The following is a 7,584-nucleotide window of genomic DNA, read 5'->3' on the forward strand; positions in this document are numbered from 1 at the left end:
CACCTACGAATCGCCCGCGATGGGGGATGTGGAGTGTGAGGCACGACCTTCGGCTGCAAAAAAGGTGGTCATTCTGGGCGGTGGCCCCAACCGCATCGGCCAGGGGATTGAGTTTGACTATTGCTGCTGCCATGCCTGCTATGCGCTGACGGCAGCGGGGTATGAAACCATCATGATCAACTGCAATCCGGAAACGGTTTCGACTGATTATGACACCTCGGACCGGTTGTATTTTGAGCCACTGACGCTGGAGCATGTGCTGGAAATCCTGCGGGTGGAGCAGGAAAACGGCACGCTTCACGGTGTTATCGTGCAATTCGGCGGCCAGACCCCGCTGAAGCTGGCAAATGCCCTGCATGACGAAGGGATTCCCATTCTGGGGACCACGCCGGATGCAATTGATCTGGCGGAGGACCGGGAGCGTTTTCAACAACTTCTGAACAAACTTGACTTGCGCCAACCCTATAACGGCACCGCGCGATCACGCGATGAGGCCTTCGCCGTTGCAGCCGATGTTGGCTATCCGTTGGTCATCCGCCCCTCGTTCGTGCTGGGCGGGCGGGCGATGGAAATCATTCGCGACGATGCACAGTTGGAACGCTACATCCGCGAGGCGGTACAGGTTTCGGGCAAGAACCCGGTTCTGCTCGACAGCTATCTTTCCGGCGCGATCGAGGTGGATGTCGACGCCCTGTGCGACGGGCAAAACGTCCATGTTGCGGGGATCATGGAACATATCGAAGAGGCGGGCGTGCATTCCGGCGATTCTGCCTGTTCGCTGCCGCCGCACTCTCTGTCGCCAGCCATCATCGAACGGTTGAAAGAGCAAACCGTTGCGATGGCGCGCGCGCTGAAAGTTGTCGGGTTGATGAACGTTCAATTCGCGCTGAAAGGCGATGAGATTTATGTGCTGGAGGTGAACCCGCGTGCATCGCGCACAGTGCCCTTTGTCGCCAAGGCAACCGATTCCGCCATTGCCTCCATCGCGGCGCGTCTGATGGCGGGCGAGCCGCTGTCTAACTTCCCGATGCGCGCGCCCTATGCCGAAGGTGTCGGTCCCGACACCGACCTGCCGTTGGCCGATCCGATGACGCTGGCAAACCCGATTACGCCGTGGTTTTCGGTAAAAGAAGCAGTTTTGCCCTTTGCCCGCTTCCCCGGCGTTGACCCGCTGCTTGGCCCGGAAATGCGCTCCACCGGCGAAGTGATGGGCTGGGACCGCACCTTCCCGCTGGCGTTTCTGAAGGCGCAAATGGGCGCAGGCAACGACCTGCCGCTGGAAGGGCGCGTCTTCCTGTCGATCAAGGATATGGACAAGACCGACGCGATGGCCGCCGCCGCCCGCGACCTGCTTTTCATGGGGTTCGAGATTGTGGCGACCAAAGGAACGGCGGCCTGGCTCGCCTCAGCAGGGGCGACGACAACCTTGGTCAACAAGGTCTATGAAGGCCGTCCGAACATCGTGGACCGCTTGAAAAACAACGATATAGCCTTGGTTATGAACACCACAGAAGGCGCGCAATCCATCAACGATTCCCGCGACATCCGCCGCGTCGCGCTGATGGACAAGATCCCGTATTTCACCACCGCTGCCGGTGCGATTGCCGCCGTGAGCGCGATGAAGGCACGGGATGAGGGGATCGGCGTGCGGACTTTGCAGGGGTAAGGGACTGCGCCGCCGTCAGGATTTCCGCAACGCATAGGAATCGCAGTCGAGGGTTTTGATACCCCGGAGCATCACGCTCCATCAGCGATATCGATCAGCGCGCTCAACGCTGCCGCCGCGCCAGCCACGTCTGCCAGTCGCCGCGAGAGCCTGCGAAGGCGTTGAGATCGACTTTACCCTGAAATCCCGGCACAAGACCGGTGCCGCTATACTGCCAGAACGACCATGCCTGACCGGGGTATATTTCCGAAGGGTGTCCCGCAACGGATCGCAGCCAGAATTCATAGCCCTGCAACCGCTGCATCTCATTGTGCTGATAAAAATCCACGGTGACATAGATGATCGGGCGCTGGCCGTAATGACGTTCCAGCGCGTCGAGGAAAACCTGTGCCTCATGCCGCACATGGGCGGCGTCAGGGCGTTTGGTGCAGGTCGGCGAATGTGCGTTCCATTCCATATCCAATACCGGCGGCAGCGCGCCCTTGCTGCGCGGCACGTTGCGGATGAACCAACGGGCCTGTTCAATCGCGGGTCGGCAGAAATAGTAGAAATGATACGCCCCGCGCGGCACCCCGGCGCGACCCGCGGCGTTCCAGTGGCTCTCAAACCCCGGATCAATAATGTCGCCGCCTTCGGTCGCCTTGAAATAGGCGAAGGAAACGCCGTTGGCCTGCGCCGTTGGCCAATCAACCTCGGCCTGCCAGCGCGAGGCGTCGATCCCATGCACAGCATAATGATCCGGGCTGCGGCCCACCCATTCATGCGGTTTGGCGTCGCTGAACCGGGGCGCGTTGGTGACCGCCTGCGCCGGAGCCTGTCGCGGGGGGTGCGGCACGGCAGCCCGTTGGCCGCATGCCGAAAGCAACAGAGCCAAGGCCAGAAAACCAATTGAAAATCGCACGGGGGACCGCCTGAAAATGCCTCAACCGACGGCCAATCTGACAGCCGGTTGCCCCCTTGTCACCCGCCAATCGGTGCGAACGCAGTTTCCTGCCGAAACCTCGGGATATCGTTTGTTGGGTCTTGTCGATTGGATGCTTGGCGGCATCGCTATCAAGGCTTGCGGGCAGTCAGCATCAGATTATTCGCGGGCATGTCTTCCACCACGACGCCAAATCCAACCGCCTCCAGTTGCGTCTTGATCCAGTCGATATCCTTGTAGCCGGTCGCCGGATCCCGCGCGCGCAAGTTGGCGTCAAATTCGAGATCACCGGCGCTGGTGGCCCGTCCTTCGCGCAGAAACGGTCCGTAGATCATGAAGACGCCGCCGGAGCGCAAGGCAAGTGCCGCCTCACGCAGCAGGGTCAGAACCGCTGTGGCCGGGATCAGATGAGTCAGGTTTACCGTCAAGATCAGGGATAATCGAGCGTGGTCGCGCGACCAGCCGGTCTGTGCCGCGTCCAGCCGGACGGGCGGCAACAGATTGGGTGCCGGGGCATACGCGGCCCAGGCTTCGATTGTTTGCAGGTTTGCGGGATCGAAGTCACTGCCCTGCCAGATCAAACCGGGATGCGCCGCCGCGAAAGCGGTGATCTGCTGGCCCGTGCCGCTGGCAATCTCCAGCGCGTTGCCGGATTTCGGCGCATGGCGGGCCAGCACTGCAAGAATCGGCGCAAGATTGCGTTCCGCGGCAAGCGCGCTGCGGCGCAATCCCGACGCTTCCGGCAGATCGGGTGCCCTGCTCATGCAAAGCGGCGTGGCGACAGGCTGGTAACGGTCGCCGCGTCGATTTCCGGTGCGCGTCCCGTCAGCAACTCCACCGCAAGCTGCGATGCCATCGGCGCGGATTGGAAACCATAGCCACCCTGCCCCGCCAGCCAGAAGAACGCCGGATGCGCCACATCAAAGCCGATCACCGGCACACGGTCCGGCGCAAAGCTGCGCAAACCGGCCCAGTTCGCCAATACGCGCGTCACCGGCTCGGTGACCATTTCCTCATAGCGCGCAAGTCCTTCGGCCAACACGAGGTCATCGGCAAAGGCGTCATGCGGCGTCGTCGCATCCTCCTCGGCGGGGGACACGATCAGTGCCCCGGCGTCCGGCTTGCAATACCATGCCTCACCCGCAGCAAAGATCATCGGCCAGCGACTGACATCATGCCCGCCAGGGGCCGGGATCCGCGCCATTGAGCGACGCAAAGGCGTGATCCCCATCGGCGCAACCCCCGCCAGCTCCGCGACCACATCCGCCCAGGCACCAGCCGCATTCACCAGAATACGCCCGCGATGCTCTCCTTGCGCAGAGGTCACACGCCAGCCCGCGCCCTCGCGCACAATGGCGGTAACCGGCGCCTTGGTCAAAATCTCCGCCCCGTCCGAACGCGCTGCACGCGCAAAACCTTGCAGCAAAAGATCGGTGTCGATGTCCCATGCGTGATCGGCAAAGCCGACATGCGCGACCGTTTCCGGGTTCAGGATCGGCACCATGGCGCGGGCGTCGTCAAAGCCCATCGGCTCCAGCGCCATCAGCGCGCAATCGGTCTTGAACGCGGCCTCGTCCGCCGCCTTGCCGACAATCATCATGCCGCGCGGGGTCAGCACATTCGCGGCGGACCGGAAATAGGGTTCCGATGCCAGCGACAGGGCCACCACCGGTGCCAGACCATAGCGCGGCTCATAAAGCGCGGCCGAGCGTCCAGAGGCATGATGCGCCAGCACCGGTTCCCCCTCCAGCAACAAAACCCGACCGCACTTAGCCAACCGACCCGCACAGGACACCCCGGCAATGCCGCCGCCGATAATGATAAAATCATATTCCATTGCGACATCCTGCCACGCCATACGCTCAGAGAAAAGCACCGGTAGGCACTGTGGCAAAGAAATTTACACCTACCGGTTTTTTTGCGGATCTTCTCTGCAAAAATATCCTCGGGGGGAGCCCCTTTGCGTTCCGCAAAGGGGCCGGGGGGCAGACAGCCCCCCGGCCCGGCACGACACGCGCGCTACCTTTCGGTTCTGCGCGCCAATCATACCCAAAGAATATCGGGCTTACTTCGGCAGATCGCCTTTGATGCCTTCGACATAGAAGTCCATGCTGAGCAAATCACCGTCCGGCGCGTCCTGCCCTTCCGCCAACCAGGCAGAGCCATCCTGCTTGTTGATCGGCCCGGTGAACGGATGATAGCTGCCATCCGCGATACCATCGCGCACCTTTTCAGCAGCCGCCTTCACATCATCCGGCAATCCGGTGATCTCGCCGATCTCGACCTCGCCACTTTTGATCCCTTCCCAGGAATCTGTCTGCTCATAAGTGCCATCAAGCAAAGCGCCGATGCGGGCGATGTAATACGGCCCCCAGTTGTCGATGATAGAGGTGACACGCGGGGTTGGCTTGTAAGCGGACATATCCGACGCCTGGCCAAAACCGATCACACCGGGCGTCTTGGCCGCTTCGGCCAAAGGTGCCGTGGAATCGGTGTGGGCGGCGATCACATCAACACCCTGTTCGATCATCGCTTTGGCAGCATCTGCTTCTTTCGCGGGATCGAACCAAGTGTAGGCCCAGATCACTGACAGATCGACATCCGGGTTTACCTTTTTGGCGGCCAGATAATAGGAATTGATGCCCATCACCACCTCGGGGATCGGGAAGGAGCCGATATAACCGATCTTGTTCGACTTGGTCATCATTCCCGCAATCGTGCCTTGCACTGCGCGGCCCTCATAGAAACGCGCGTTATAGGTGGAAACGTTGGGCGTATCCCGCTTGAACCCGGTCGCATGTTCGAACTTGATATTCGGGAATTTGGCTGCAACTTCCTGAGTCGCATCCATGAAGCCGAAGGAGGTTGTAAAGATGATGTTGCAGCCCCCCAGCGCCATCTGTGTCAGCACGCGGGCGGTATCAGCACCTTCCGGCACGTTTTCCTGAAACACGGTTTCCACCTTGTCGCCAAAATGCTCCTGCGCGGCGATGCGGCCCTGATCGTGCTGATAGGTATAGCCGCCATCGCCGACCGGTCCGACATAGACAAAGCACGCCTTGACATGGTCCATTCCGGCCGCATTCGCGCCGCCGCTGAACGCCAGTCCAAGACCAAGCGCCGCGGTCGCCATCAAAGTTCTACGGTTCATTCTTCTCTCCTTGTTGGATGGGCCAGCAGTGGCCCGGTTTGGTATTGGCCGTGCGCCAACCTAGCGCGAAGCATGGAAATTCTGACCCAAAGCTGCGGGCGCGTTCATCGCGCTGCGGCCGCGGCCCGATGACATGATCACCAGCACGATGATGGTTATCACATAGGGTGACATCGACAAGTACTCGGGCGGGATCGGAACCTTGGCGACCTGCAAATTCAACTGCAAAACCGAAATTCCGCCAAAGAGATAGGCACCGATCAGCACCCGCCACGGCCGCCAGCTTGCAAAAACCACGATCGCCAGCGCGATCCAGCCCGCGCCCGCCGTGATACCGTCCGCCCATTGCGGCACCCGGACCAGGCTGAGGTAAGCGCCGCCAAGCCCGGCCATTGCCCCCCCGAACATGATCGCCAGAATACGGATGCGCGTAACCTTGTAACCCAGCGCATGCGCGGCCTCATGGCTTTCTCCGACAGCGCGGATGATCAAGCCCATACGGGTGAATTTCAGCACCGCCCAGACCGCCGCCACAATTGCAATGGAAACATAAACCATCGGGTCATGCTTGAACAGGATGCGCCCGATCACCGGAATATCGGCCAAGGGTCCGAAAGGCACCATGCCGGTTGGCGGGGGCTTGATGCCGACGTAGCCTTGCCCGATCAGGCTTGACAGGCCCAAGCCGAACAAGGTCAGCGCAAGCCCGGTTGCGACCTGATTGGCCTGCAATACCTGCGTTAGAACCGCGAAAATCACGCTCAGCGCCGCGCCACTCACCGCGCCGCCGATAAAACCCAGAAGCGGGCTTCCGGTTTCGACTGCCGTGACAAAGCCGCAGATCGCGCCGATAATCATCATTCCTTCAACCCCGAGGTTCAGCACCCCGGATTTTTCCGTCACCAGTTCCCCGATTGCCGCCAGCATGATCGGCACCGATGCCACCATGAGGGAGGCGATCAGAACCGCCGGATTGATCCCTGAAAGATCCATTATACCGCCCTCCCCTTCAGCAGTCGGATACGATAATTGGCGAGTAAATCCACGGCGAGCAGGAAGAACAACAACATCCCCTGGAACGCCTGTATCGCCGCAGAGGGCAGGCCCAGATTGGTCGATGCCATCTCCCCCCCCACATAGGTCAGCGCCATCACCAACCCCGCCAGAAAAATACCAAGCGGGTTCAACCGACCCAGAAACGCCACGATGATCGCGGTGAAGCCATAGCCGGAGGCAAAATCAATGCTGATTTGCCCGGCGGGGCCGGTCACCTCGAACATCCCGGCAAGCCCGGCCAGACCGCCCGAAATCCCCATGCACATCACCACAAGCCGCGTCGGTGCGACGCCGGCAAACCGTGCGGCGCGCGGCGCTTGCCCGGACAGTTTGATCTGAAAGCCAAGGATATGACGTTGTAGCAACACATAAGCGGCAATCACCGCAATCATCGCCGCAACCACGCCCCAATGCATCCCGGTGCCAGCAATCAGTTCGACATTCCGTGCGGCGGGAAAGCTGGAAAAGTTGCGACTGCCGGGAAAACCCATGCCTTGCGGGTTGCGCAAGAACCCTGTCGCCGCTTTTGACAGGATGGTTTGCGCGACATAGACCAGCATCAGGGACACCAGAATCTCGTTGGTGTTGAAGCGGGTCTTCAAAATCGCCGGGATCATCGCCCACAGCCAGCCGCCAAACGCGCCGGCAATGATCATGACCGGAAAAATCAGGCGGTTCTCGGTCGGGAACACTGCCAATCCGACAGCGGCCCCGAAAATCGCGCCCATGATATACTGGCCTTCGGCCCCGATGTTCCAGATACCCGCGCGAAACCCAAGGCTCAACCCC

The 7,584-nt window shown here is 60.8% G+C and carries 7 protein-coding genes; 1 reads left to right on the forward strand and 6 read right to left on the reverse strand.

Going from position 1 to position 7,584, the window contains the following annotated elements; genetic code table 11:
* The coding region (gene carB, locus L0H65_RS10600) for a carbamoyl-phosphate synthase large subunit (RefSeq protein WP_301458866.1) at positions 1-1,666 on the forward strand (1,666 nt) is incomplete at its 5' end.
* 103 nt (positions 1,667-1,769) lie between these two features.
* Here the strand turns inward: carB and L0H65_RS10605 are convergent.
* From L0H65_RS10605 to L0H65_RS10630, 6 genes are all read right to left on the reverse strand, one after another.
* Complete coding sequence (locus L0H65_RS10605) at positions 1,770-2,501, reverse strand: GH25 family lysozyme (protein ID WP_301458874.1); 732 nt, start codon at positions 2,499-2,501, stop codon at positions 1,770-1,772.
* Between the two features lie 218 nt (positions 2,502-2,719).
* On the reverse strand, positions 2,720-3,352 hold the full coding sequence (locus tag L0H65_RS10610) for a DUF938 domain-containing protein (protein ID WP_301458867.1): 633 nt from the start codon (positions 3,350-3,352) through the stop codon (positions 2,720-2,722).
* Positions 3,349-4,425, reverse strand: a complete 1,077-nt coding sequence (locus L0H65_RS10615; protein WP_301458869.1) for an FAD-binding oxidoreductase — start codon at positions 4,423-4,425, stop codon at positions 3,349-3,351. Before L0H65_RS10615 ends, L0H65_RS10610 begins: the two co-directional genes overlap by 4 nt.
* 228 nt (positions 4,426-4,653) lie before the next feature.
* Entirely contained in the window at positions 4,654-5,739 is a 1,086-nt protein-coding gene (locus L0H65_RS10620; protein WP_301458871.1) for a BMP family ABC transporter substrate-binding protein, read from the reverse strand.
* A 60-nt stretch (positions 5,740-5,799) separates the two neighbouring features.
* Positions 5,800-6,732 (reverse strand): ABC transporter permease, encoded by a 933-nt coding sequence (locus L0H65_RS10625; RefSeq protein ID WP_301458872.1) that lies wholly within the window; start codon positions 6,730-6,732, stop codon positions 5,800-5,802.
* Positions 6,732-7,584, reverse strand: an 853-nt coding sequence (locus L0H65_RS10630; RefSeq protein ID WP_301458873.1) for an ABC transporter permease, incomplete at its 5' end; no start/stop codon positions are given. The genes L0H65_RS10625 and L0H65_RS10630, both read right to left, overlap by 1 nt.

The organism is Pseudorhodobacter sp. (genome assembly GCF_030452865.1).
Classification (GTDB): domain Bacteria; phylum Pseudomonadota; class Alphaproteobacteria; order Rhodobacterales; family Rhodobacteraceae; genus Pseudorhodobacter.

Bases quoted from the DNA above. Each gene is read 5' to 3' on its own strand.
- L0H65_RS10610 (WP_301458867.1), bottom strand. From the start codon at position 3,352: ATGAGCAGGGCACCCGATCTGCCGGAAGCGTCGGGATTGCGCCGCAGC.
- L0H65_RS10615 (WP_301458869.1), bottom strand. From the start codon at position 4,425: ATGGAATATGATTTTATCATTATCGGCGGCGGCATTGCCGGGGTGTCC.
- L0H65_RS10620 (WP_301458871.1), bottom strand. From the start codon at position 5,739: ATGAACCGTAGAACTTTGATGGCGACCGCGGCGCTTGGTCTTGGACTG.
- L0H65_RS10625 (WP_301458872.1), bottom strand. From the start codon at position 6,732: ATGGATCTTTCAGGGATCAATCCGGCGGTTCTGATCGCCTCCCTCATG.